Source organism: Bacillus sp. PK6-026 (genome assembly GCF_054161455.1).
This window is the reverse complement of record NZ_CP096418.1, coordinates 1,010,944-1,035,551: the sequence shown is the minus strand read 5'-3', so window position 1 is coordinate 1,035,551 and position 24,608 is coordinate 1,010,944. Positions and strand designations below refer to the sequence as shown.

Genomic DNA, 24,608 nt, shown 5'->3' with positions numbered 1-24,608 from the left:
ATGCAGCCTGAAACTTTTTATAAATATCTGCGGTGGACAGCCTTTCCATCATAGGAAAACATGACGGGCTTATCTTCGAGCACGGTTTCGACATGCACGCTTCTTCCCCATAGCTGGTGAAGGTAAGGCAGAACTTTTTCAAGATACTTTAAATCGAGTTCGATCCCTTCATACCAATGCTTAATGTATAATTCATTGTTCTTTAAGTAATCTCCATCCTCAACTGTCAAATAAGGAAATCCTCCGTTGACTCTCATGCTGACAAGCTGATCGCGCACAGCCTTCCAATCCTTGTCGATGATTTTATAATCCCTTCCCTGTTTTTGAAACAAGTAGAGATCTTCCCTCATTACGAGATCTTTCGTTAAATAGTTTCTGATAAATGAAATGTCTGATTCGATCTCCCTGACTTCAAATATTTTTTCTCTCCCCGAGTCCGGCTTTACACCCATCTTCTTCATATCTTCTGTCGGGTTGTTGTAGCGCTCCTCTATGTCCTCAAATATTTTCAATCCGAGATAATAAGGATTGATGCCCGTTTTGGACGGCTGAACCACTCCCGCGTTGAGCTTGGCGAATTCGATCGCTTCACTTGATGTCAGATCAAGCTCGCGGATGATTCGCTGATGCCAATAGGACGCCCATCCTTCATTCATGATTTTCGTTTCAAGCTGCGGCCAGAAATACAGCATTTCCTCTCTCATCATCGTTAAGATGTCGCGCTGCCAAGGCTCCAGCTCCCGCGAATGTTCTTCAATGAACAGCAGAATGTCTTTTTCCGGCTTCGGCGGAAACTTTTTTTTCGTCCTTTTCTTCTTCTCTTTCGATCCTTTGTGATCCAGTTCCCAGAGGTCGTCATAAGGAGTGGGCGACGCGTCTGTTTCTTCTTCCTCTTCGTCATCTATGCTCCACGACAGCTTCGGCCTCACGAGCGAAGGGTCAATGTGTTCTTCAATCGCCAGCACCGCATCGAGAAATGCCTCGACTTCTTTTGAGCCGTGGACCGTCTCATAATGTTTAATCCGCTCTGCTGTCGCCGACATGCTTTCAACCATATCGCGCTTCGTATTTTGAAAACGGCAGTTATTTTTAAAGAAATCACAATGAGCCAGAACGTGTGCGACAATCAGCTTATTTTGAATCAATGAATTGCTGTCCAGTAAAAACGCGTAACACGGATTTGAATTAATGACAAGCTCATATATTTTGCTCAAGCCAAAGTCATAGTGAAGCTTCATTTTGTGAAATTGCTTGCCGAAACTCCAATGGCTGTATCTTGTCGGCATCCCGTATGCGCCGAATGTATAAATGATTTCAGCCGGACAAATTTCATATCTCATCGGATAAAAATCCAGGCCGAATCCTTCCGCGATCTCCGTAATTTCTGCTATCGCCCGCTGCAGCTCTTTTTGCTCCCGTATGCTCAATACTCAAATCCCCCCCGGTTGGACTTCTCTTTATTGTATGAGCCGGGATTTGAAAAGATGAAAGGCAGCTGTCGGTTTGACAGCTGCCTCTTTGGTTAGTTCGCTATTTGCATGTCAAGGGATGAAGCAAAGCTCTCATAGCGGATGTTTTCCATCGGAACGCCAAGATTTTGCAATCCTTCAATCACGCTTTTCATAAATGAAAGCGGACCGCATACATAAAATTCGCCATTTGGATCTTTCACGATCGATTTCAAAAGCTCTTCATTCACCCGGCCTTTTACAATATGATCTTCCGTCGCTTCAGCATCCCTGCTGTAGACAAACAGGAGACGGTTCGCCGGATTGGCGACGAGCAGCTTCTCCGTTTCTTCCTTGAAAGCGTGGTGCTGTTCAGATTTCGCAGCGTGCACGAATGTGATCTCTCGGCTACTTTCTTTTTGAGCCAATGTTTGCACCATGCTCATGACAGGCGTGATGCCTGATCCGGCGCTGATGAAGTAAACCGGACGATCCGTTCCTTCGGAAAGGGAAAAATCTCCGGCCGGAGCGCTCACTTCCAAGCTGCCCCCGATCTCCATGTTCTCATGCAGATAGCTTGATACCCTTCCGACCGGTTGTCCTTCCTCCGCTTCCAGTTTGACTGAAATGCGGTAGTAGTCTTTATTCCAGGCATCTGACAAGCTGTACTGCCTTGTTAAGAAATACGGTTCGCCGGGAATTTTAATGCGGACAGATACGTACTGTCCGGGACTGAAAGCGGGCAAATCCGTTCCATCGGCAGGCTTCAAGTAAAAGGAAGTAATCGTAGCGGATTCGACCCGCTTATCCATGATGACAAACGGTTTAAAACCTTCCCAGTTTCCATCCTGCTTTTTGTCTTCTTCATACATTTGTTTTTCGACTTCAATAAATACGCGGGCGATCTCTTCATAGGCTTCTGCCCATGCCTGGAGAATGTCCTCTGTCGCAGCTTCGCCGAGCACGATTTCAATGGCTTCCAAAAGGTGCTGACCGACAATAGGATAGTGCTCTGGTTTCACATGCAAACTTTTGTGTTTATGTCCGATTTGTTTGACAACCGGCAGCAGGTCTCCGAGCCGGTCGATGTTCTCAGCCGCCTGCAAAACAGTAAAAGCCAAAGCTTTCGGCTGTCCGCCGGTTTGCTGGCGGGACATGTTGAAGATATTTTTCAATTCAGGGTGCGCATTAAACATCCGCTTGTAAAAACAAGTGGTGATCTCTGTTCCCTTTTCTTTTAAAACAGGGGCGGTCGATTTGACAATTTGCATGGTTTTTTCAGATAGCATAACGCTTTCTCCTCTCCAGTCACTTTAAAGATGTATTTCAAATACATCTTTAAAGGTGCAATAAGATCTTTTTTTAAATGGGACTGTTACTTTTGATTAAAGATGTATTTTGAATACATCTTTATACTAGACTTTTAATGGAATTAAAGCAATATTTTCAAGGAATGTTTTATATTTTTGTAACAATTTCCGCTCCACCCTCATAACCGAAGGCAAATGTGATAAGATAATGGAAACTTGTTTGATTGAGGTAATGCGATGAAATTAACAAATTATACGGATTACTCATTGAGAGTACTGATTTTTCTAGCAACCAAAAACTCAAACGAGCTTGTCAATATAAAAGACATCGCCGAATCTTATTCCATTTCAAAAAACCACCTTATGAAGGTGATTTACGAGCTTGGCAAGCTTGGCTACGTTGAAACGATTCGGGGCCGCAACGGCGGGATTCGTCTCGGAAAAGCGCCTGAACTGATTAATATCGGTGAAGTCATAAGAAATACAGAAGATGATTTTAACCTTGTCGAGTGTTTTAACGGAGAAAAAAACCATTGTATACTTTCTCCGATCTGCGGATTAAAGCATGTTTTAAACAAAGCCCTTTCCGCCTATTTGGACGTATTGGATCAATACACTCTGCAGGATATTATCGTTAATCAGGACCATATACGTAAATTATTGAGTTAACGAAGGAAGCTGCTTCCTTCGTTTTTTTTTGTTATAAAGTAAAAATATTCACGTTGATGATCGCATTGGTCACCGGGTGAAAATACACCTCGGCGTGCGCCGAAAATGATTTGCCTTCCTGATTGACGGTTACCCTGAAGACATCTTTTGTCTCTTCATCATTGACTTGAGTGCGCCCTAAATATTCATAATCCTCAAGCTTTGCACCTTCGTATTTTTCTTCAAGGGCGCTCCAGGCGATTCTCTCCCACCGTTCTGGCGCATCGGAAACACCTGCTTGAAAGTGGCTCTTCGCCGGGAATGACAAAAGCGTTAATATGCAAAAAAAGTACGTGCAATATCGTTTTTTCATTTCCATTCGCTCCGCATGTATTGTACATACGTTAGCTTGACCGGAAACGGAGAATGTCATGCAGACATTTTTTCGCGGTATAGCGTATACCATCCTCATATTTCTAGGCCGTCAAACAAGGGAGACCAAGTTTTGCCCGGAGAAAAAAACACCCCGCCACATAAAATAATCATGACTCCTCAGAAAGAAGGGAGAGTGGCGAAATTGAATTACGCTGACTATGACAAAGCTTTGTATTATACGCACCGCTCGCAGTGGGACAACCTGCTGATCCTGATGGTGCGGACAGAAGACGATTTATTATCAAAGCGGATCGAGCATTTTTTGCACGCCTACAATTTTGAAAGAGATGACGCCATTGTCGAAAAAAGGCTTTATGATCTGCTGCAATACATTGATCACGCCTCATTTTCGGGACAAGAACACGAAAACGGCGTGCTCGTTTTTACGTAAAATAAAATAAGCCTGGCGCTCTAATCGGCGTCAGGCTTTTTGAAATTCGGCAAAGAGCAGAAGCTCTTCCATTACATTTTTGATATTGGCTTTGGCTGCTTCAGTAACCGTATGGTGTTCCTCATCAATATGAATCGGATCGAGCACAAGCTGCTTTGTGATGACGTTCGCATAAACTCCGCGCGCGACAATACGCATATTGGCGAGCGCGTTCATCCCGCCTTTGCCGCCTCCTGCACAAGCAAAAAGCGCCACCGGTTTGCCCGAGAACTGTTCATTGCTTAAAAAATCGAGCGCATTTTTCAAAGCGCCGCTCATACCGCTGTGGTATTCGGGAGATAATAAAACGACAGCGTCTGCTTCTTTGACCGAAGTTTTCAGTTTTTGAACATTCTCCAGCGAGCTCTGCTCTTCTTCTCCGTTGAAAATCGGTAGGATGAACTCGCTTAGATCGATAAGCTCGGCCTGATACGTGCGGGCGATATAGGAAGCGGCGATCCGCGTTCTGCCCTGTTTTCTTGCGGTTCCGCTGACTACGGTTATTTTCATTTGATCATCTCCCGTCATTTTGTTGTAGTCCGTGTTTAACTGCAAAGAGCGCGGCTTGCGTGCGATCGGATAAGCCAAGCTTTGACAGCAGATTGGATACATGAGTTTTCACTGTTTTTTCGCTGATAAATAAAGAAGCGGCGATTTCCTTGTTGCTTTTCCCTTTTGTAATTTCCAATAAAACATCTTTTTCTCTTTTTGTCAATTGATGTATTTTTTCTTTCTCATCAGCCTGTGACATATGGTGAAAGACGTGGGACATGATGCTTGGATCCAAGGAATATCTCCCTCCATAAACAGCACGTATCGTCTCGACAAGTTCATCAGGTTCGGCGTCTTTGAGCTGATAGGCAGAGGCTCCAGCCTGGATGGCGGGAATCACATAGCTTTCATCCGCATAGCTTGTCAGCGCTATGATTTTGACAGACGGATATTCCTTTTTTATTCGCTTTGTCGCCTCAATTCCGTCCATTTCAGGCATTGATAAATCCATTAATACGATGTCTGCCTCCCGTCTTCGCAAGACATCGAGCGCCTCAATTCCTGTTGATGCCTCTCCGACAACGTCAAAATCGCTTTTTGTTTTGAAAAAAAACAAGAGGCCTTTTCTGACAATATGATGATCATCGGCAATGATGATTTTCACCTTTTCCATCCTGCCTCCCCCTTCTCCTTCAAAGGCAAAACCGCCCGGATTTTCGTCCCCTTACCGATTGCGGAGTCGATCAAAAACGTGCCGCCCGCTTTTTCCGTCCGCTCCTTCATTCCTTTCAGCCCAAGCGTCGGAAGCCCCGCGTCAGGATCGTACTGAAACCCTTTGCCGTCATCTTCGATCTCCAAGACGGCAGACGATTGGAATACATCGATTTTCACTTGTATGCGGCTAGCACCGGCATGCTTTTTGCAATTGTTGAGAGCTTCCTGGCTCAGCCGCCACATCAATTCCTCAGCAGCAGGCGGCAGCCGGAGCACACCGCTGAGCGTGAAGATCACCTGAAGGCCGAGCACTTCCGCATATTTTTCAAGAGCCGCCGCCAACCCTTCTTCAAGGCCTTGGGGCCTCAGCTGCCATATTAACGCCCGCATCTCAAGCAGTGCTTCATGAGAAAGATGTTGCATAAACTCGAGCATTTCCCTGATCTCAGGCTGGTTTGTCATTTCCCCCGCCGCTTTAGCGGTCAAGCTGAGCGAAAAAAGCATTTGATTGACGGAATCATGCAAGTCCTGAGCCAATCTGTTTCTTTCGGTCAGCAGCATGTGTTTTTGCTGTTGTTCAGCAAGCCGCATCCGTTTGATCGCCATCCCGATTTGCAAAGCAACAGCTTCGAGGAGCGCCAGTTCCCCGCGGCTGAAATGAATTTTGTCCGGAGCCGCAACGTTCAGCAAACCGAACCGTTTCTTCTGATCGCTGAGGGGGACGGTTGCATGATGTGTGATGCCTTCCGGATCTCCGGTCTTCTGTCTCATTGCCGTCGTAATTCGCCGGCAATGAATGATATTTTTCGCCCTGTCCAGCTTTCCGTCCCTATATTGTTCAAGACAGTAGCAGCTTCCTTCGCATAATAAACGGTTGTGCCGGTAAGAAAGCGCCTGAGGCAGGCAGACCGAAGCGGCCAGTTCAAAGCGCCCCTTTTCATCGATCAGAAAAAGCCACGCCGTTTTGAGTCCCGTTAAGCTGAGCAGCTTTTTTAAAACAGCATGTAGCGTTTCTTTTAGATGGTTCCCTTCGTTTAAAGCTTCCGCTATTTCTTTGAGCGTTTTCAATTTTTCAAACTGCGTGTCTTCCCGCAAAAAATTCATCCCCTTAACCCGGAGTTTCTTTTATTATATCGATATTTGATAAAAAAAAGGCCACCTCATGAGATGAACTTTTCTAAGACTTTTGACCGAGAAGGGACAAAGCGAATCGTTAAGCTTCTTCCTCCCAAAACAAATCGTCAAGCGTTTTGTCCAGCGCCTTTGCGATCGCGAGGCAAAGGTGCAATGTCGGATTGTATTTATTTTTTTCGATCAGCCCGATCGTCTGTCTTGTCACATTGACCCGCTCGGCAAGCTGGGCTTGTGTCAAAGACTTTTCGACCCGGGCGAGTTTGACCCGGTTAACCATATGCTCACCCGCCATTTTCATTTAATCATCTAATAGATCTTGATTTTTCCGAAAGGATTTGCGCAACGAGATAAAGTTGATCAGAAAATGAAAAAATACAAACAACATCACCATCATAATAAAGTCAAACCAACTGCCGGGGTGTTTTGGTATGCCGGTAAAAATAAGCACTAAAATGGCAAATATGATGCCGGAAGCGAGGCTGAGAGCCGTGATCTCTTTTCTTTTTTTCCTGTACGCCGCTTGACCTGCAATCTCCGGATATTCAAACCCCGACAAAAGATAGCGGAACAATATCCAGCCTGCATAGACTGCAAAACCGATGGCACTGACGATGTATTCGGATGCCGGTCGCCCTAAAATGAGGCCCCGGATGATCATATCCAAAAATAAGATAGCAGCGACAATCGTACCGGCTTCGCTAAAAAATTGCGTCATTTTCTTTTCTACGTATTCATCCCCGGTTTTGATCCATTTCATGTCAGCCATTTTCCCCTTTCATATGCAATTTATATCTAACTTATTGTTAAATATATATTACATCATTTATGGCCGCTTATCAATAAAAATTGAAAACCCGCCGTGTAGCAAGGCGGGTTTTCAGCGATTATCAATTTGAAGTCGCTTTTACAATATCATCGATTTTTTTCATCACTTCATCTGTCAATTGATGGAGAAGCGCTTCACTGTCTTCATTGGTTGGGCCTTTGACCGCGAAATAAAATTTCACTTTAGGCTCTGTGCCAGATGGACGGAGGCAGAACCATGAGCCGTCTTCAAGGAAATATTTCAAAACATTGGATGTCGGAAGATCGATCGTTTCTGTTTTGTTTTCCTTCAGCAGCGTCCGCTTCCCTGTCAAATAGTCTTCTGCGGATACAACGTCTTTTCCGGCGATGGAAAGAGGCGGCTGTTCTCTGAATGTGCTGAGGATGGCTGCGATTTGCTCCGCTCCCTCTTTTCCTTTTAAGGTCAGGGACTTCAAGCCTTCTCTATAGAAGCCGAACGTTTGATACAATTCGAGGAGCCCATCATACAGCGATTTTCCCTGCTTTTTATAGAAGGCGCATACCTCAACCGCAAGCAGTGCTGCCTGGACGGCATCCTTGTCTCTTGCGAAATCGCCGATCAAGTAACCGTAGCTCTCCTCATAACCGAATTGGAAAGCATATTCGCCCGATGCTTCAAATTGTTTGATTTTTTCTCCGATGAATTTAAAGCCGGTCAGCGTGTCGATCGTGTCAAGTCCGAAAGAAGCGGCAATGTCGCGCCCCATTTCGCTCGTCACAATCGTTTTTAGAACGACTCCGTTATCAGGCAGCGTGCCTTTCTGCTGTTTTTGCGATAGCAGATAATGCAAAAGCAGCGCGCCGGTTTGATTTCCTGTCAGCACCGCGTAACGGCCTTCTTGATCCTTTACAGCAACGCCGAGGCGGTCCGCGTCGGGATCGGTTCCGATCAGAATATCGGCTCCTTTTTCTTCTCCGAGCCTGATCGCATATTCAAAAGCGGCGTGCTCTTCCGGATTAGGAGAAGACACGGTCGAAAAGTCAGGATCAGGCAGCTCCTGTTCCGGAACGACTGTGACATGCTCATACCCGAGAGCTTTCAAGCCGCGTCTCACGGATTTATTTGCCGTGCCGTGCAGCGGGGTGAAAATGACTTTGACTTCAGTTTCCTTTGCCAGATCAGGATTGACAGAAATCGATGTCAGTTTATCGAGATACGCTTGATCGATTTCCTCGCCGATTATTTGGATCAACCCTTTTTCGGTTAAGGCAGCTTCATCGCCTGCTTCGATTTCCAATTCGTTTTCAATCGCATTGACATAGCCGATGAGTTTGTCGGCATCAGCAGGCGGAAGCTGCGCGCCGTCCTCTCCGTAGACTTTATAGCCGTTGTATTCAGGCGGGTTATGGCTCGCCGTGATGACAATACCTGCAAACGCATTCAGTTCTCTTACCGCAAAGGAAAGTTCAGGTGTCGGGCGCAGTTCGTCAAACACGTACGTTTGAACGCCGTTTTCCGCGAGCGTTTTAGCAGCTTCCATTGCAAATTCAGGCGACTTGTGGCGGGAATCGTACGCGATCACAACGCCGCGCTTTTTTGCTTCTTTGCCGTTCGCTCCTATGTATGCGGCAAGGCCCGCCGATGCTTTGCGAACCGTATAAACGTTCATGCGATTCGGACCGGGTCCGATCTCTCCGCGCATGCCGGCTGTACCAAACTCAAGTTTTTTATAAAAGCAATCCTCTAGTTCTTTTTCATTTCCTTCAGCTTCCAAAAGAAGCGATTTTAATTCGGAATCTAAATTTTCTTTGTTTTTCCAGCGTTCATAGCTCGTTCTCCAGCTCATGATTACCTCCAATGTTCTAGCTAAGTAATTGCAGCTTTTCTTTTATCATATCGACAAACAGCCGCTTTGTCCAAATTTAGCATGCCGAACGAAAAAAATGAGGCTGCCTGATCAAGACAGCCTCACATTAGGCCATTCGGTTGATTTTTAAAGAAAATTCATCAAGGGCATTTGACCTGATACATCATCTGCTTTCCAGCGGGACAACAGCGTCGTGAAGAAGTCCTTCCAATGCTTGGACATGCCGGGCCTTCGTTTCGCCATCCCAGTTCAGCTTCTCGCTCATGTAGTCGGTAAGGCTGTCTTTGTAAGTGCGGACCCAATTGATATCAAAGAACAGCGCACCCGTTCTGCGCACGAAGAAGTCTGCCGGGACGGAAGCCATTTCTTCCTCGATCCCGTAATCCATTTCTGCCAGTACATGGACAGGAATGCGGCGTTCTGCTGCTTCATCTTTCAGGGATGGGACACGATCAAACAGGCGGTCTGCGTTTGAACCGTATCGTGCGGCGATCTGTTTTGCCGTCTCTTCGGACAGTCCAGCTTTGATCCCTTCGGCTGCTTTCACTTGAATAAAATCCTCCAGATTTTTGGAGCCGCCGATATGGCCGCCTGAGATCGGCATCGTTTTTGTTCTGCAAGGACCGAAGTCTCTGCCGCCCTCTTCTTTTAATCGGTCTCTGACAAGATCGACGATATGCTCAGCCATTTTTCTGTAGCCGGTCAGCTTTCCGCCGGCAATCGTGATCAGTCCGGATTCAGAAGTCCAGATCTCATCTTTCCGGGAAATCTCGGACGGGTCTTTTCCTTCTTCATGAATCAGCGGTCTGAGCCCCGCCCAGCTTGATTCGACATCTTCGGCCTTGATTCCCAGTTCAGGGAACATATAGTTGATTGCATTAATGACATAATCCCTGTCTGCAGTCGTCATTCGAGGATGTTCCAGATCCTCGTTGTAGACGGTGTCCGTTGTGCCGACATATGCCTTTCCGTCTCTCGGAATCGCGAACACCATGCGGCCGTCGGGCGTATCAAAATAAACGGCTTGTTTTAAAGGAAAGACCGATTGATCAAAAACAAGATGCACGCCTTTTGTATGCTGAAGGTGTTTGCCTTCTTTTGAATGGTCTTTTTCCCGTAGACGGTCAACCCACGGACCCGCGGCATTCACGATTTTTTTCGCGTGGACACGGTACGTTTTTTTCGTGAAGACGTCTTCAATGACCACGCCGGTGACCTTGCCGTTTTCATAAATAAAATCGCTTACTTTCGCATAATTGACGGCCTCGGCTCCGAATTTAACCGCTTCTTTCATGACTTCGATCGTCAACCTGGCGTCATCCGTCCGGTATTCGACATAATAGCCGCCGCCTTTCAGGCCGTTCTTTTTCACAAGCGGCTCTTTTTGAAGCGTTTCCTCGGCATTCAGCATGCTCCTCCGCTCAGCTTTTTTGACACCTGCTAAAAAGTCGTACACTCGCAGTCCGATTGAAGTGCTGAATTTGCCGAAAGTGCCTCCCTTATGCATCGGAAGCAGCATCCATTCAGGCGTTGTCACGTGCGGACCGTTTTCATAGACGATCGCCCGCTCTTTGCCGACCTCGGCTACCATTTTCACTTCAAATTGCTTTAAATAGCGAAGTCCGCCGTGTACGAGTTTCGTGGAGCGGCTTGACGTTCCGGCCGCAAAGTCCTGCATTTCGCAAAGCGCCGTTTTCATTCCGCGAGATGCGGCGTCCAATGCCGTCCCTGCGCCTGTAATACCTCCGCCGATAATAAACACGTCATACTTCTGCTTCGTCATATTCTGTAAAATATCGTCCCGTTTGCGGCTTGAAAATAATGATTCCATGTTCATGTCCTCCCTTGTTGTCACGGTAAAAAAATAGAAAAAGAGACCACAAACATCCAAAGCGCTGATACTGCTTTGGTGCCTGCGGTCTCTCCTCTTCTCCAACCGTTTCTATTAACTTAATTAGATTGTAACATACATGCGGCTTATTTAAAAGCCCTAGCTGCATTTACAGCTTTCTTCCACCCGCTGTACAGACTCTCACGCTCTTTTTCTTCCATTTTCGGTTCAAAACGTTTGTCAAGCTGCCACTGGTCTTTGATCTCGGAACGATCACTCCAGAAGCCGACAGCAAGACCCGCTAAATAGGCTGAACCGAGCGCGGTTGTTTCATTGATTTCAGGACGTTCTACAGGGACATCCAAAATGTCGCCCTGAAAATCCATCAGGAAGTTGTTTTTGACAGCTCCGCCGTCGACTCTCAGCGTTTTCACCGAGATCCCGGAGTCTTCCATCATTGCGTCAAGAACATCTTTCGTTTGATAGGCAAGCGCTTCAAGCGTTGCTCTAACAAAATGCTCTTTCGTCGTACCCCGGGTCAGTCCGAATACAGCGCCGCGGACATCGCTGTCCCAATAAGGCGTGCCTAAACCTACAAATGCAGGAACCACATAAACACCATCGGCAGATTCTGCTCTTACAGCGTATTTTTCACTTTCTTTGGCGTCCTTAAACATTCTCAGCCCATCACGGAGCCATTGAATAGCGGAACCAGCGACGAAGACGCTGCCTTCCAGCGCATATTCCACCTTTCCGTCGATGCCCCAAGCGATTGTCGTCAGCAGGCCGTGCTCTGATTTGATCGCTTTCTCGCCGGTGTTCATCAGCATAAAGCAGCCTGTTCCATACGTGTTCTTAACCATTCCCTCTTCAAAGCAAGCCTGCCCGAACAATGCTGCCTGCTGGTCGCCGGCTGCACCTGCAATCGGAATGTTTTTGCCGAAGAAATGATAATCGACCGTTTCAGCGTATACATGCGATGAAGGCTTGACTTCAGGAAGCATCGATTTCGGCACGCCGAGAATATCGAGAAGTTCATCATCCCATTTGAGGTCATAGATGTTGAACATCAGTGTTCTTGAGGCGTTTGAATAATCTGTCACATGCGCTTTTCCGCCGGACATTTTCCAGATCAGCCAAGAATCGATCGTACCGAAGAGAAGGTCGCCGTTTTCCGCTTTCTCCCGTGCCCCTTCCACATGATCCAAAATCCATTTCACCTTCGTGCCTGAAAAATAAGGATCGATTAAAAGGCCTGTTTTTTCTCTGATCGTTTCTTCATAGCCTTGTTCTCTCAATTCCTGACATATTTCCGCCGATTGGCGGGACTGCCACACAATCGCATTGTAGACCGGTTTACCGGTATGTTTATCCCAAACAACGGTCGTTTCCCGCTGGTTGGTGATCCCGATTCCGGCAATTTGCGCGGCTTCGATTCCCGATTCTGAAAGCGCAGAAGCGATCACCGACAGAACGGAGCCCCAGATTTCATTTGCATTGTGTTCAACCCAGCCGGGGTTTGGAAAATATTGCTGAAATTCTTTTTGCGCAATATGGACGATTTCGCCTGCTTTGTTGAAAACAATCGCCCTTGTGCTTGTGGTGCCTTGATCAAGAGACAAAATGTATTTTTCCATTTTTGGAAACTCCCCCTTATATGTCTGTTAAGATTTGCGTTTTTTTTTAAATGTTGACCGATTGATCAACCGATTGTTTTTTCATATGAATATAGAAACCTAACAATATCACAACTAGTATAACGCTTACAATCCAAAATGTGTTGGTGATGTGCCCTTTGAATGCGGCGTTGTAAAAAACGCCTGCAAATGAACCGCCGAGCGCCGGTCCTAAAACAGGAATCCACGCGTACTTCCAATTTGAACTTCCTTTGCCTGCAATCGGAAGGACAAAGTGGGCGATTCTCGGCCCCAAATCGCGGGCAGGGTTAATCGCATAGCCTGTTGTTCCGCCGAGCGAGAGTCCGATCGCCACGATCAGAAATCCGACAACGAGCGGATTCAGTCCGTCAGTAAACTTGTTTGCACCGATCGCTAAAAGTCCGAGAACGAGAACAAAAGTCCCCAATGTTTCACTGAACAGGTTTGCAAATGTATTTGGAATCGCCGGCCCTGTCGAAAATACTCCCAGCTTCGCGCCTTGATCTTCGGTTTCTTTCCAGTGCGGCAAGTAGTGAAGAAAAACGAGCACCGCTCCTAAAAATGCGCCGATCATCTGTCCCAAAATATAGGAAGGCACTTCTTTCCAAGGAAAATCTCCGACAAATGCCAGCCCCAATGTAACGGCGGGATTTAAATGCGCTCCGCTGATGCCGCCGACGGCATATACCGCCATGGCCACGCCAAGCCCCCAGCCGAAGACGATCACAATCCATCCGGATTGATGGGACAGCGATTTTTTCAAATTAACTCCTGCACAAACTCCAGCTCCAAAGACGATGAGCAGCATCGTTCCGATAACTTCCCCCCAAAATGCTGTCAAGGCTATCCCTCCTAAAATCTATTATGAAGTGTTATTCTAAGATGAACACCATGGGTTCACCTTCTTCACTGTGTCTAAAAGACCATAAAAAAACACAGCAAACTTTCTTTACATCATACTGAGTAAAGAACTGCTGTGGTCTCCGGGTCTCCGTCACAATGTATTAACTTAGTAAGATCGTATCGTATAGTGAAAGCGTTGTCAATAATTATTCACATTTTAAATTTTTACTTCCAGTATTTTTTCCATAAATCAGTGTCTGAGGTGGTGACTGCGGACGCCCCTGCTGCAAGCGCCTGCTCGACGTCTTTTTCGGTACGGATAAACCCGCCCGCAAAGATCGGAATGCCGGTTTTTTCTTTGACTTCCCTGATCAATTCCGGCACTACTCCAGGAAGCACTTCTATATAGTCGGGTCTGTGCTTTTTCACCAATTCAATACTCTTCTTCATGGCGCTTGTGTCTATTAAAAACATGCGCTGGATCGCATACACTTTCTTCTGCTTTGCTTTGGCGATAACGCTTGATCTTGTTGAAAGAATGCCCGCAGGCTTCATTTCCTGGCAAATGAATTCCGCCCCGTATTCATCATGCTTAATTCCTTGGATCAGATCGACGTGAACAAACATTTTTTTCCCATGAGATCTTGCCGCGCTGATGACGCCTCCCAGCTGTCCAAGGTGGATGTCAAGCAGGACCCCGTATGAAAACGGGCTGTCCAGGAATGTATCAAACTGCTTCATATTACGTACCGCAGGTAAAATTTGTTGATCGTGAAAACTCATGTTCCATCTCCTTCACTTGCTATCTTGCTTCTGTATTACACTAATGGAATTTCCGCCTCATTGCAATCCTTTATAAACAGAAGCCTCTCACGGTGCCCGGGCAAATCATTTTACATTTACCTTCAGTCATGTCCATAATTTAACACAACCAACTCGAATGGGGGAATTTTTTATGAAAGCGATCATCCATGAAGGAATCAAGGGCCTTTCAGGACTGAAATATACAGACGTTTCCGACAAAACGCCCGGTCCGGGTGAAGTCAAAATCAGACTGAAAGCGGCCGGGCTGAACCACCGTGACTTGTTCCTCTTTCAATCCAGGGAGGCGGGTGATGCCCCATTTATACCCGGCTCCGACGGAGCTGGCACGATCGAAGAGACAGGCGAAGGCGTTCAGGGCCTCGCCGTTCATACAGAGGTGATCATCAATCCGAGCATCGGCTGGGAATATACGGATTCTGTTCCGCAAGTACCCGACATTCTCGGCGGCCCATCTGACGGAACCTTCGCAGACCATGTCATCGTCCCGGCGAAGCACGTGTTGAAAAAACCGGCGCACCTTTCCTGGGAGGAAGCAGGCGTCTTGCCTTTATCCGCTCTGACCGCTTACAGGGCTTTATTTACGAAAGGACATTTAAAAAAAGGCGAACACATCTTAATACCGGGAGTCGGCGGAGGCGTCGCCACAAACGCAGTGCTCATGGCAAAGGCAGCAGGCGCGCGGGTGACTGTAACCTCCCGAAGCGAAGAAAAAAGAAAAGAAGCGCTCCGCTATGGGGCGGATCTCGCAATTGAAAGCCGCGGTCTGTGGAAAGAAAGCTTGGGCGGGGAACGGGTTGATTTAATCCTCGACAGCATCGGTCCGGCAACTTTTGCGAATTATTTCGATGTCATCAAGCCGAACGGAAGGATCATCAATTTCGGCGCCAGCTCGGGAGACAGCATCCAGCTTCCGCTGCGCTCGCTCTTTTTCCCGCAGATCAGCATCATCGGCACTTCGATGGGCAGCCTCGAAGAATTTCGGCAAATGATTGATTTTATCGAACGCCATTCCCTTAAGCCGGTGCTTGATCAAGTGTTTCCTTTATCAGAAGCGGTTGCAGCCTTTAAACGGATGAAAGACGGGGAGCAGTTTGGAAATATCGCATTGCAAATAGGCGGGTAACCTCTGGGGAACGGCGGCTTGCCATGTCATCAGCCGCCGTTTTTTGGTTTTGACCGAAAAACGAGGTCAGCCCCATAATGAAAGCAGCCACAGCACGACCGGAAGGGTGACGATGCTGAGCATTGTACTGATAAACGTCGCGCTTGAAACGATTTCCGGCTTTGTTTCAAACTGCACCGCCATCAAAGTCGTATTCGCCGCTGTCGGCATGGCCGCCGCCAACACCATGATCTGTTTAACCAGCCCGTCGACGGGAAGAATCAGCGCAAACCCCAAGGCAATGAGCGGAGACACGAATAGTTTCAGCAAAAGCGAGTAAGAAATTTTCCGGTATTCGATATGTTGAAAGGAAATCACCGCAAGCTGCATGCCGAGAATAATCATAATCGTCGGAATCGCGGCGTCCCCCACCAATTTAATTCCCGTCATTAACTGTTCGGGAATCGAAATATGCCCCAGCTGAAAGCATATGCCGAGCAGGGCACCGTATGCGACCGGCATCCGGATAACCCTTGTCATCACAATTTTAAATCCGCCCGCTTCAGGGCTTCCTTTCGCTGCATAATATATGCCGATCGTGCTCATGACAAGCTGCTGAAGCACCATCAGCACAACGGCGATATCAAGCCCGGCCGTGCCGTAGACAAGCAGGACGACAGGAGTGCCGTAGTTTCCGTTATTCATGAAAGCGGATGATAAAACGAGAGCGCATCGCTCCTGATTGGAATACCCGTGAACATATGAAATGAGGTAGACAAAGAGAATCAAAATGAAACAGAGGCCGAGACAATAGACAGACATATAGATATAATCCATCGTCAGCTTGTTCTCATAAAACGTATCAAACGCTAAAAACGGAGACATTAAATACAGGGACATTTTAGATAGGTTCTGAATATCAAAATGAAGCAGCTTTTGTCCGATGAACCCGATCGCAAATATCCCGAAAACCGGCAGTAAAACAAGCACAAACTCCATGATGCACCTTCTTTTTATGTATAACCGTTTCTCATTAATACTATCAATCATATAGAAAATTCCGTTTGTTTTCAACGGTGTTTCCAGCCCGTTTGCAGTAAAAGAGATCCCGCATACCCGGCCCTGCTTGGCTAGGTATGCGGCAATCTTCTTCATGTACTGGGATGCGGCTGTAAGGAGAACTTGTTCACTCACATTCCGTTTCCCCTGAAACAGACAAACGATTTTGCCGGCCTCCCCTACATGTCGGATGATGACTTTCTGGCGGTTCTTTGATCTTGGCAGTGCTCAAGCAATGGGCATGTTTCAGGATTTTTATATGACCGGCAGCCTTTTCGGTCTTGCTGGTTTAGGCAAATGCAACTGTCTTTTCACTGTCCTTTCAAAGGGCATCATTTTTTCTGCCGCGGGCAAATAAAAACCGCAGACAAAAGAAGACATACATTGTCTCTACTGCCTGCGGGGAGTTGCGGATGTCCGTCTATTCCGATTTTAATAGGTGCGATAAGCATTGGTTAAGGAAGGACACGAATTCTTCCACAGGCTGAATGAGCCATGAGCTTTTCCTTGTGTATCACATTCTGCTGTCTCATTGTCATGCTGTTCAGCCTCCGTTGCTTTTTTCTTACTTTGAAGTACACCCGCCTAATCCCATTTCATCATCATCTTTTTCCAAAAACGGACGGCATTTGTATGTTTGCCCTTAGTTTATGATACCCGTTTTATTTCTTGTCTGGAGCGGTCTTTCTTGTGGTATCCAATAAAATAAATGAGACCGACAAACACGGCTCCGCCAATGACATTGCCGATAAAAGCCGGAATGATGTTTCCGATAAACTGCCCCCACGTGAACGAGCCTGCAAAAATGGCTGCGGGAATCACAAACATGTTGGCGACAACGTGCTGAAATCCGATTGCGACAAAAGCCATAATTGGAAACCAGATGCCAAGGATTTTCCCTGCTCCGTCTTGCGCGCCGAAAGAAAGCCATACAGCAAGACATACAAGCCAGTTACAGCCAATGCCGGAAATGAGAACCTTGCCGAAGCTCATATCTAGTTTTCCTTGTGCAACGGCGATCGTTTTTTCTAAATAAGGGCCTGTTTCAGTCAATCCAACCAAATGTCCGAAAAAGTAAGCAACAAACAGTGCCCCGATTAAGTTCATAATCGTAACGATTCCCCAGTTAACCGCCAATTGTTTCAGTGATATTTTTCTTGAAAATAAAGCCATCGCAACGGACATCATATTCCCTGTGATCAATTCAGCGCCAGCGAGCACCACAAGGATCAGACCGACAGGAAATACGGCAGCTCCGATCAGGCTGGACAGGCTTCCCCATTCTTTCGGCAGGTCGCCGATTACCCTGATATCAAGCAAGTACCCAAGCGCGATAAATGCGCCGCCTAAAAACCCCAATACAAGCAGAGACGGCAGCGGGAGCTGTATCTTTTTCATTCCTGCTTCAATTGCCGCCTCCGCTATTTCATCCGGTTTTCGAAAAGCCATACTAAAACCTCCATTATTTCTTCTTTTCTCACAGTTATGGCAGAAAGACAATAAAAAAAGGCAGCACTCAAATAACCTGTGTCAACCAGGCGTTTGAATGCTGCCTAACTTGTATGCATACCCATACAACAAAATCAAGCAGAATTAAGATATCGAAAGAGAATATATACAGTACGTGCATACATTCCATTGCTTTTGCCTTCTATAACTGTAGCAATATCCTATCAAATGTGATAAAAATGTGTCAACCCTGCCGCCGCTTCTCTCTTGCGAATGTATAGTTCCCTTCATACTTGACGAGTTTTCTGCCGTCAAGCCACCAGGTGACATTGAAAAGCCGGTCAAGAAAGTATCTGTCGTGCGAAACTGCGATAATCGTCCCTTGAAATTGGCTTAATGCTTCTTCAAGCATCTCCTTCGATTCGATGTCCAAATGGTTTGTCGGCTCATCGAGGATCAGCACATTATGGTTTTGGTGAACGAGCTGGGCCAAGCGAAGCCGCATCCGTTCGCCTCCGCTTAAATTTTTCACTTTTTGAAAGACGGATTGGCCGAAAAACAAAAACTTTGCAAGCAACATTCTGGCTTCGCCTTCTGATGCAGAAACATGTTCACGGAATTCGGCTAAAACCGTGCGCTCTTCCTCCATTTCGCCGACATGCTGCGTCAGATATGCGGCCGATAAATTGCTGCCAAGCTGCACGTCACCGCTGTCCGGTGTTTCCTTTCCGCTAATGATGTTGAGCAGCGTCGTTTTGCCGCTGCCGTTCTCTCCGACGATGGCGGCGCGCTCCTGAAAACGGACATGCATACTGAGATTGTCAAAAAGCAACCGCTCACCGAAGCTTTTGCAGACATCCTCAAGCCTGACGACATCTTTTCCGCTTCGTTCATCCATGGTGAAAGCTAAATCGATCTTTTTGCGTTCCAGTACGGGTTTCTTCACCTTTTCCATGCGCTCCAAAGCTTTTTCCATGCTTTTGGCTCGCCGGTGCAGGCCATCATTCGGAGGATTGGCGCGATTCGCCCATTCCTTCAGCCGCTTGATCGTGTCCTTCATTTTTTTGATTTTCTTCTGCTGATCCTGATAGTCATGAAATTCTCTCATGAGGCGCTCTTCCCGTTCATCGGCATAATGTGTATAGCCGCCTTTGGAAAAGTGAAGCTCTCCCTGGTCGATTTCAAGAATTGAGGTGACCGATTCATCCAGGAAATAGCGATCATGCGATACAATGACTGCTGTGCCTTTGTACTGCTTTAAAAAAGACGTCAGCCATTCGATCGCTGTCAAATCCAAATGGTTTGTCGGTTCATCCAGCAAAAGCAGATCCGGAGCTGCCAAGAGAAGCCTGGCAAGACCCGCTTTCGTCCGTTCTCCTCCGCTTAACTCCCGCCACTCGGCATCGAGTAGCCGCTCGATATTTAAGCCGTGCGCTACCCGTTCGATTTGCGCACTGATGCCGTAGCCGCCTTTCCGCTGAAATTCATCTTGTAAAGCCCCGTACTTTTCCAATAGAAGACTGAGTTTTTCCTCGTCCTTTTCAACGGCCAATTGCCGTTCAATCCGGGAAAGCTTCTGCTGTGTGTCCCATAATGACGAAAAAACATCATACAGCAGCTCTTTTACCGTTTGGCTGCCGTCCCATGCGGGATTCTGCTCCAAGAGCCCCGTTGATAATCCTTTTTTCCAAGTCACAAGGCCTTCATCAGGTTTCGCTTGGCCGCCGATCAGCTTCAACAACGTCGTTTTCCCTTCCCCATTTCGTCCGATCAGACCGATTCGCTCCCCTTGGTGCAGGTCCCATGACAGCCCGCTGAAAATCGTATGTCCTCCGTATGTTTGCCCGACATGTTGCAAACTGCATATCATCATCTATTTTTCCTCCGCACTCCGTAAAGAGACACCGAGCATAAAAAAAGACGGCAGAGCTTACACCCCGCCGTCAGCATCAAAAATCCGATTGTGGGCAGATGTCTCTCACTGGTATTTTTTCCAATTGAATGTGTAAAAAAGGGCAGACTGATCCCGTAATACGCATTCCCCGGAAAAAATCGCGCGACAAATATACAGATGAGCTTGCATATCCGTCATACGCTTACCAGTTTGATTCATCTTTTCCACCTCCTTTTAATAGTTACAATATATGAAAAATAAAGATAAAAGTCAACATGAAAAAGCCGGCCTAAAACGGCCGGCACACGAATCTGCTATTTTTGATAATGAATCCGGTAGATGTCATGGCGTCTGTCCTTGAGCTGCCGGACGGTTCCGTCCTGCCGCTGCCTTCTGAGAATTTCCAGGTCGACATCGCCGATGACCACCATTTCAATGTTCGGATTGCATTCTCCGACGATTCCATCCCTTGCGAATTCAAAATCTGAAGGAGCAAAAATCGCGGATTGTGCATATTGGATATCCATATTTTCGGTTTGCGGCAGATTGCCGACCGTACCGGAAATAACCGTGTACACCTGATTTTCAACCGCTCTTGCTTGAGCGCAGTATCTGACTCGCAAATAGCCTTGGCGGTCTTCCGTGCAGAAAGGGGTGAAAATAATCTTGGCCCCTTTTTCGGTTGCGATTCTGCCGAGCTCCGGGAACTCGATGTCATAGCAGATCTGGATCGCGATTTTGCCGCAGTCTGTGTCAAAGACGCGCACCTCGTCCCCCCTGCTGATGCCCCACCATTTTCGTTCATTCGGGGTAATATGAAGCTTATATTGCTTTTCGATAGTTCCGTCCCTTCTGAACAAGTAAGCGATATTGTAGATCTTCCCTTCTTCTTCAACGAAGTGGGAACCGCCGATAATGTTGACATTGTATTTAACGGCAAGATCTGTGAACAGGCTGATATAGTCTTCTGTATATTCAGTGATCCGCTGAACAGCCAGGCTCGGTGAACGCTCTTCAAGAAACGACATCAGCTGCGTCGTAAAGATTTCGGGATAGACGGCAAAATCCGCTCCCGCGTCTGAAGCCACGTCTGCATAGTATTCGACTTGGTTGGCAAACTCCTCGAAGGAATGAATCTGCTTCATCTCATATTGAATCACACAGATTCTCACCGGAAAAGCTGATTTGTAATAGCGCTTCGTCTGCGGCAAGTAGTCGACATTATTCCACTCCATCAATGTCGCATATTTGCTTGATGCTCTGTCATCCGGGAGATAGTTCGGATTGATCCTCATCATCGTAAATCCGTTCAACAGTTGAAACGAAAGAACCGGATCATAGATCTGGTGGTGGATGACTTGTTCGACATACTCCCTCGGCGTCATCTCGGAAGCGTACTTATGATAGTTCGGAATCCTGCCGCCGATGATAATGCTCTTTAAATTCAAGCGCCTTGCCAGATCTTTACGCGCTTCATAGAGACGGTGGCCGATCTTCATCCGTCTGTATTCAGGATGAACCATGACCTCGATCCCGTACATGTTTAAACCGTCGGGATTGTGATTCGTAATATACCCGTCGTCTGTAATATCTTGCCATGTGTGTCTGTCATCATATTCATCAAAGTTGATCAACAGGCTTGAACAGGAACCGATGACTTCTCCGTCAAGCTCTGCGCAAAACTGGCCTTCCGGGAAGTGTTCCAAATGGCTTTCTAGATGTTCCCGTTTCCATGGGATCATTCCCGGAAAACATAGCTCTTGAAGCCCGATGATGCTGTCGATATCTTTTTCTTCAATATTGCGGATGACAATCTTTTTTTCAAAGCGGGAAAGATCCAGTTTTTCAGACACGTCCCATTCCTCCTCTGCCTTCTTTATGATGGATTGGAAATTTTTTCGATCAGCTGCTCCAGCTCCATTTCCGCCATTGATTCCAAACGGTGGTCATAATGCTCGAACAGCAGGCTTTTCGTTACTTTATTCGGTACAATCACACATTTCATTCCGGCTCTTTTCGCGGCGACTGATCCGTTAACAGAATCTTCAAATGCAATGCACTCCTCAGGATTCACACCGAGACACTCCGCCGCTTTTAAATAGAGTTCCGGGTTCGGTTTGACTTCCTCAACATCATCGGCCGTTCTGATGCACTCGAAATCATCGTACAGGCCGATTTGTTTCAAATGCTGAGACACCCATTTATAATCCGAGCTTGACGCCAAGCCGATTTTTAAACCGAGCTCTTTCGCTGCGGACAAATAAGCTTCCACACCGGGACGCGCTTTTTCGCTTTCCATTCTTTTCGTAAAACGCTCTTGCCTCAATTTCGTCAATTGCTCATGGTCCAGCTTTTTTTGCAGCTGTTCCTCCAGATAAGAAAACGGCTGGAATCCGGCGGCCGTGCCGATGACATTTCCCCAAACCGACATAGGCAGCTCTGAGCCGTGTTCTTCAAAAATTTCCTGGAGCACTTCATATTCATGCGTTTCTGTATCTAAAATAAGACCGTCAAAATCAAAAATCACTGCTTTAATCATCGCGCTTTAGCCCAACTCCTTTTGACTGTTTGCACCATTCATTGTATCCTTCTTGCCGCCCCTTGAAAAGAGAAGACACTAAAAACCGGTATGTATAAATGAAGAAGAGCCTGCTGTAAGAGGCAAGCTCTTCCGTTCTTACTGAGTCCGCGCCGGAGTGGAGATGTTCGTAAGCGCCTGTCCGGCAGATTCGTTGGACATTTCGTTTACCGCCAGATCCCCGAGCGCCAAAATCCCAACTAAATGGTTGTTATCGACGATCGGCAGACGGCGGATTTGACTTTGAGCCATCAGCTGTGATGCTTCTTCAAGGCTCATGTTCGGATTCCCTGAAACAACATTTGTTGTCATCACGTTTGAAACAGGCGTCTGTCCATCCTGGCCTTCCGCTGTCGTTCTGAGTGTGATATCACGGTCTGTGATCATTCCTTTTAACACGCCTTGATCTACGACCGGGATCGCCCCTATATTATGACGGCTCATCAACTCAGCCGCTTCTTGAACCGTTTGATTGGAAGAAATTGTCGCCACTTGCTTAGACATTGCATTGCTGATTGTCGTCAATAGACTGCACCCCTTTCGATTGTTAGTATGTACAGGTCGCGCACATGCTAAAAAGGAAGTTGGCACCATTTCATTGGTGTTTTCCGCTTATTTCTTATATCATCTTTTCATAAAAAGAAGAGCTTTTCCGAAAACGGAACAAGCTCTTCAATTCAGGCAAAAGCCGATTTTACATCAGCATTTTATTCTCGGTATTCACGATATGAAAGTCGGCGGATGTCAGAGGGAAGTACAAACCGCAGTCATTCAGCTTGCGGCAGTTTTTATCGAACAAATCACGGTCTTTCAGCATCCACCGGCGCTTCGCCTTAGTTAATAAGGCATGGATCAATTGCAGGCTTGTCATAATCTGAAACGCCTCATCGAGCGTTCCTTTGTATTCATCCTCTTTCAATTCAAGCATGCCCTGCTTTTTAAGTTCTTTTATTTTTTGTTTATTCAAGTACAATGGAAATATTTGATACAGCTCTGATACAAGCTCTTCTATATAAATTTCTTGTTCTTCAGTTGCTGCCTTTACAATTCGCAAATTGATCACCCTTCATCCCTTGTTCAAATCTCTTCAATCAGAATATCATACATAAACAATGGGCTGTGAAGGTAAGTGTTTCCTAATGGCTGAACGCTTTTTACAGAAAGGAGCAGTAAAAATGAACCAAAAAAACCACGGCTTAATCTTTAGTGCAGGCAGCCGGCATGACGGCGAACATTTATTTGCATTTCTAAAAAGAGAAGCGAAAGCATCGAAGCCTGTCATTCAATACTGGGTCGCAAACGAGAAAATTAAAGTGAATCATAAACCCGTAGATCATAACGTTCGGCTTGAGAGCGGAGACAGCGTGATGATCGATCTCAGGGAGGAGGAAGAAAGCGGAATCGTCCCTGAATACGGGGAACTTCCCGTTCTGTTTGAAGATGATCATATGCTCATTGTCAATAAGCCGGCGGGAATGGCGACACATCCGAATGAAGCTGGCCAGATCGGCACGCTGAGCAACCTTGTGGCGTTTTATTTTCAAATGAACGGCGAGGAGCGGAAAGTCCGGCACGTCCACCGTCTTGATAAGGATACGAGCGGCGCTGTCGTTTTTGCAAAGCACCGCCTCGCCCACGCCCTTTTAGACGAACAGCTGCAAAGAAAAGAACTGTCGCGTACATATCTAGCTGTAACGGAAGGGAAATTCAGAAAAAGAACAGGAACCATTTCGGCGCCGATCGGCAGAGACAGGTACCACCCCGTCAGAAGAAGGGTGTCCGATTCCGGACAGCCCGCCGTGACCCATTTTGAATCGAAAGAGTATGACAGCCGGCACGATGTTACACTATGCAGGCTGCAGCTGGAGACAGGCCGAACCCACCAAATACGTGTTCACCTTGCAAGCATCGGTCATCCTTTGTCAGGCGACACTTTATACGGCGGTTCAGAGGGACTTTTTCCGAGGCAGGCTCTTCACGCGATCGAAATCAATGTCACCCATCCGATCACAAAAGAACCCGTCACTGTCACAGCACCGCTGCCGAATGACTTGAAAGACGAAATCGGACGACTGTTCGGCACGATTGATTAAACATAAAAAAG

The 24,608-nt window shown here is 46.8% G+C and carries 24 protein-coding genes; 4 read left to right on the top strand and 20 right to left on the bottom strand.

Going from position 1 to position 24,608, the window contains the following annotated elements; all coding sequences use genetic code 11:
• Positions 1–17: 17 nt before the first annotated feature.
• Entirely contained in the window at positions 18–1,427 is a 1,410-nt protein-coding gene (locus M1D59_RS05215) for a SpoVR family protein (protein ID WP_025811808.1), read from the bottom strand.
• A gap of 95 nt (positions 1,428–1,522) precedes the next feature.
• Complete coding sequence (gene hmpA / locus M1D59_RS05210) at positions 1,523–2,737, bottom strand: NO-inducible flavohemoprotein (protein WP_458117850.1); 1,215 nt, start codon at positions 2,735–2,737, stop codon at positions 1,523–1,525.
• A gap of 258 nt (positions 2,738–2,995) precedes the next feature.
• Here hmpA and nsrR point away from each other — a divergent pair, with 258 nt between their 5' ends.
• The gene (gene nsrR, locus M1D59_RS05205) at positions 2,996–3,427 is read left to right on the top strand and encodes a nitric oxide-sensing transcriptional repressor NsrR (protein WP_023856512.1); all 432 of its coding nucleotides are present in this window, start codon (positions 2,996–2,998) and stop codon (positions 3,425–3,427) included.
• A 31-nt stretch (positions 3,428–3,458) separates the two neighbouring features.
• Here the strand turns inward: nsrR and M1D59_RS05200 are convergent, their stop codons facing one another.
• Positions 3,459–3,785, bottom strand: a complete 327-nt coding sequence (locus M1D59_RS05200) for a YqzG/YhdC family protein (RefSeq protein WP_306453675.1) — start codon at positions 3,783–3,785, stop codon at positions 3,459–3,461.
• Positions 3,786–3,983: 198 nt separating this feature from the next.
• Here M1D59_RS05200 and M1D59_RS05195 point away from each other — a divergent pair, with 198 nt between their 5' ends.
• Positions 3,984–4,232, top strand: coding sequence for a YhdB family protein (locus M1D59_RS05195; protein WP_023856510.1), 249 nt, complete (start codon positions 3,984–3,986; stop codon positions 4,230–4,232).
• A 30-nt stretch (positions 4,233–4,262) separates the two neighbouring features.
• Here the strand turns inward: M1D59_RS05195 and M1D59_RS05190 are convergent, their stop codons facing one another.
• From M1D59_RS05190 to M1D59_RS05145, 10 genes are all read right to left on the bottom strand, one after another.
• Positions 4,263–4,781 (bottom strand): NADPH-dependent FMN reductase, encoded by a 519-nt coding sequence (locus tag M1D59_RS05190; protein WP_059230658.1) that lies wholly within the window; start codon positions 4,779–4,781, stop codon positions 4,263–4,265.
• A gap of 4 nt (positions 4,782–4,785) precedes the next feature.
• Positions 4,786–5,436, bottom strand: coding sequence for a response regulator (locus M1D59_RS05185; protein ID WP_033155147.1), 651 nt, complete (start codon positions 5,434–5,436; stop codon positions 4,786–4,788).
• Entirely contained in the window at positions 5,424–6,572 is a 1,149-nt protein-coding gene (locus M1D59_RS05180) for a GAF domain-containing sensor histidine kinase (protein WP_458117849.1), read from the bottom strand. Before M1D59_RS05180 ends, M1D59_RS05185 begins: the two co-directional genes overlap by 13 nt.
• Before the next feature lie 118 nt (positions 6,573–6,690).
• On the bottom strand, positions 6,691–6,888 hold the full coding sequence (locus tag M1D59_RS05175) for a helix-turn-helix transcriptional regulator (RefSeq protein ID WP_026579993.1): 198 nt from the start codon (positions 6,886–6,888) through the stop codon (positions 6,691–6,693).
• 21 nt (positions 6,889–6,909) lie between these two features.
• A complete protein-coding gene (locus tag M1D59_RS05170) occupies positions 6,910–7,368 on the bottom strand; it encodes a DUF6773 family protein (protein ID WP_025811820.1) in 459 nt (152 codons plus the stop codon).
• Between the two features lie 130 nt (positions 7,369–7,498).
• Positions 7,499–9,244 carry a phospho-sugar mutase gene (locus tag M1D59_RS05165; protein WP_059230663.1) on the bottom strand — a complete coding sequence of 582 codons (1,746 nt, stop codon included), beginning with the start codon at positions 9,242–9,244 and terminating at the stop codon, positions 7,499–7,501.
• A gap of 184 nt (positions 9,245–9,428) precedes the next feature.
• On the bottom strand, positions 9,429–11,096 hold the full coding sequence (glpD, locus tag M1D59_RS05160; protein ID WP_145625175.1) for a glycerol-3-phosphate dehydrogenase: 1,668 nt from the start codon (positions 11,094–11,096) through the stop codon (positions 9,429–9,431).
• A gap of 146 nt (positions 11,097–11,242) precedes the next feature.
• Positions 11,243–12,733, bottom strand: coding sequence for a glycerol kinase GlpK (gene glpK / locus M1D59_RS05155; protein ID WP_025811824.1), 1,491 nt, complete (start codon positions 12,731–12,733; stop codon positions 11,243–11,245).
• A gap of 46 nt (positions 12,734–12,779) precedes the next feature.
• On the bottom strand, positions 12,780–13,595 hold the full coding sequence (locus tag M1D59_RS05150) for an MIP/aquaporin family protein (RefSeq protein ID WP_020450709.1): 816 nt from the start codon (positions 13,593–13,595) through the stop codon (positions 12,780–12,782).
• Between the two features lie 227 nt (positions 13,596–13,822).
• Positions 13,823–14,380, bottom strand: coding sequence for a glycerol-3-phosphate responsive antiterminator (locus M1D59_RS05145; RefSeq protein WP_101560637.1), 558 nt, complete (start codon positions 14,378–14,380; stop codon positions 13,823–13,825).
• Between the two features lie 172 nt (positions 14,381–14,552).
• Between M1D59_RS05145 and M1D59_RS05140 the strand changes: the two genes are divergently transcribed.
• The gene (locus M1D59_RS05140) at positions 14,553–15,545 is read left to right on the top strand and encodes a quinone oxidoreductase family protein (protein WP_023856502.1); all 993 of its coding nucleotides are present in this window, start codon (positions 14,553–14,555) and stop codon (positions 15,543–15,545) included.
• 66 nt (positions 15,546–15,611) lie between these two features.
• On the opposite strand, the gene M1D59_RS05135 is transcribed toward M1D59_RS05140, so the two are convergent.
• From M1D59_RS05135 to M1D59_RS05105, 7 genes are all read right to left on the bottom strand, one after another.
• Positions 15,612–16,523, bottom strand: coding sequence for an AEC family transporter (locus M1D59_RS05135; protein WP_020450706.1), 912 nt, complete (start codon positions 16,521–16,523; stop codon positions 15,612–15,614).
• 708 nt (positions 16,524–17,231) lie between these two features.
• The gene (locus M1D59_RS05130) at positions 17,232–18,032 is read right to left on the bottom strand and encodes a formate/nitrite transporter family protein (protein WP_101560636.1); all 801 of its coding nucleotides are present in this window, start codon (positions 18,030–18,032) and stop codon (positions 17,232–17,234) included.
• A gap of 244 nt (positions 18,033–18,276) precedes the next feature.
• Positions 18,277–19,905 (bottom strand): ribosomal protection-like ABC-F family protein, encoded by a 1,629-nt coding sequence (gene abc-f, locus M1D59_RS05125; RefSeq protein ID WP_458117848.1) that lies wholly within the window; start codon positions 19,903–19,905, stop codon positions 18,277–18,279.
• Between the two features lie 335 nt (positions 19,906–20,240).
• Complete coding sequence (locus M1D59_RS05120) at positions 20,241–21,779, bottom strand: bifunctional GNAT family N-acetyltransferase/carbon-nitrogen hydrolase family protein (RefSeq protein ID WP_020450701.1); 1,539 nt, start codon at positions 21,777–21,779, stop codon at positions 20,241–20,243.
• A gap of 23 nt (positions 21,780–21,802) precedes the next feature.
• Entirely contained in the window at positions 21,803–22,465 is a 663-nt protein-coding gene (locus tag M1D59_RS05115; RefSeq protein ID WP_023856497.1) for an HAD family hydrolase, read from the bottom strand.
• A gap of 138 nt (positions 22,466–22,603) precedes the next feature.
• On the bottom strand, positions 22,604–23,008 hold the full coding sequence (locus tag M1D59_RS05110) for a CBS domain-containing protein (RefSeq protein ID WP_373367315.1): 405 nt from the start codon (positions 23,006–23,008) through the stop codon (positions 22,604–22,606).
• A 190-nt stretch (positions 23,009–23,198) separates the two neighbouring features.
• Positions 23,199–23,567 (bottom strand): DUF5365 family protein, encoded by a 369-nt coding sequence (locus M1D59_RS05105; RefSeq protein ID WP_026579999.1) that lies wholly within the window; start codon positions 23,565–23,567, stop codon positions 23,199–23,201.
• Between the two features lie 112 nt (positions 23,568–23,679).
• On the opposite strand from M1D59_RS05105, the gene M1D59_RS05100 reads away from it, so the two are divergent.
• Positions 23,680–24,597, top strand: coding sequence for an RluA family pseudouridine synthase (locus M1D59_RS05100; protein WP_105980836.1), 918 nt, complete (start codon positions 23,680–23,682; stop codon positions 24,595–24,597).
• Positions 24,598–24,608 lie beyond the last annotated feature (11 nt).